The organism is Paenibacillus cymbidii (genome assembly GCF_004764705.1).
Lineage (GTDB): Bacteria > Bacillota > Bacilli > Paenibacillales > NBRC-103111 > Paenibacillus_AN > Paenibacillus_AN cymbidii.
Window position 1 is genome coordinate 1 of sequence record NZ_SHLX01000074.1, and the last position, 1,799, is coordinate 1,799.

Here is a 1,799-nt window from a genome sequence, read left to right on the forward strand (position 1 = left end):
TTCATCGATTTTAATGTCAGATACAGCGGTGGAATGGTAGGACGCTGGGCCGTCGGTGGCGCGTTCGGGCATGCGGGAACAGAAGGTACGCCATTGCGTACTTCGCCTGAATGCTCAACGGCACGCTCCACTCGCCCCTTGGCGGTTCACCCTCCCATGTCTCAACGGGTCATCGCCCTTCCATTCCTTCGTTGTACCTGACCAAGGCGTGGAGACCGATCATGTTTAGCGGACGGGTCACGGCCCTAGCGGAACCTACACTCGGTTCTCTGTGCGCTCTTTGTCAATGAATCCTGCAAATGGTTCAGCATTCGTAAGCAACGGGATCAACGAGCCGGTTACCTGTCACGTAACTGGCAGACGGCTACGGCGGCGTACGCGGGTACGTTTCGCTCTGATGCATCGCCACTTAGGCGACAGACGGCTGCGGCAGCGTACTCCAGTACGTTTCTCCCCGTTGTACCATACCGATCACGATGCGCGCGAGTTTCCCAATGAGCTTGTGGATGGAAGCCATCTTCGACAGGCCCCGCTGTTGATTACAGGCGTGCCAATGCTTGAAGTCCGCCTGTTGCCCCACCAAGCCGATGACGGCCAGGTACAAGTATTTGCGCAGCATGCTGTCCCCTCGCTTGGAAATCTTGATCTGCCCCTTGTACTTCCCTGATCTTCGCTCCGCCAGGTTGAGACCGGCGCGGCGGAGCAACTGCTGGCCGTGGTTGTAGCGACGCAGGTCGCCTGCACAGCCCAGCAAGCAGGCAATGGTGATCGTGCCCAGGCCGTGCAAACTGCGCAACTGCTTCGCCAGCGGCACTTGCGCCAGGAGCGCTTCCAGCTCCTGCTGCATCTCCTCAAGGATGCGCTGCGCCGCTTCGTACATCGCCAGCAGACGCAGAATGTCGCGCCCGGCGGCATCGTCGGTGTTCGACTTGCCAATACTGCACGCAGCAGCGTGCAACAGCGCCACGGCCTTGGCTTTGCCGCTGACGCCGCCGGCGCGGCGCATCCCCTGTTCGCGCCATCCCGCCACGACGGCCTCCGCCGTCAACGGGCGCAAGGCGGCGGGCAGCGCAAAAGCTTTCAGCGTGGCGATCGCTCGGTCGCCGTGCCACTCCTTGAACACGCTGCGGAACTCGGGGAAGTACAAGTCGATCCAGCGTACGATGCGATTGCCCAGGCTGATGGATTGCTCGACCCAGTATTCGCGCGCCCCCATCGCCGTCTTGATTTGGTCGAATACAGGCGCCTGTGGCGCGTACTCCGTGTAGCACCCGCGGCAGACCAAGTCGGCGATGACGACGGCATCCTTCGCGTCGTTTTTGGACGGGCTGTTGTCGCGGTTTTCTTTGTTGCGATGCGTCGCCATCGGATTGACCAACACGACCTCGATCCCTTGCTCCAGCAGCCAGTCCGCGAGATTGTGCCAGTAGTGGCCCGTCGGCTCCATGCCGACCAGGAACGCCGTCTTGCCGTTCTCGCCGCCGGCCTTCTGGATCCACTGGAGCAACCGCTTGAAACCGGCCTCCGTATTGGGAAACGAGAGGGGGCGCTGGGTGAGGATCCGCCCACGAAAATCGGCGATTTGCGCTACATGCGAATCCTTGGCAATGTCGATCCCGACGACAGCATGCTGCGGCGTGATGCGATCAATCCGTTGATTTGTCTTCTCGTTTCGATTAAAATTCAGGGTAAGCGCCTCCTTGGTGGGTTTTAGGGCTATTGACCCGTCACACCCCCATCATACGAGGCGCTCCTGTTTTTTGTCCAAGGCCGTATCTTGGCGCCTACAGGAATGTTTA

Annotated in this window: 1 protein-coding gene; it reads right to left on the reverse strand. The window is 60.2% G+C overall.

The genetic code is table 11. The annotated features are described in order from the left end of the window. Positions 1 to 409: 409 nt before the first annotated feature. Complete coding sequence (locus EXY20_RS38695) at positions 410 to 1,687, reverse strand: IS110 family RNA-guided transposase (RefSeq protein WP_135557782.1); 1,278 nt, start codon at positions 1,685 to 1,687, stop codon at positions 410 to 412. Between the last annotated feature and the right edge of the window lie 112 nt (positions 1,688 to 1,799).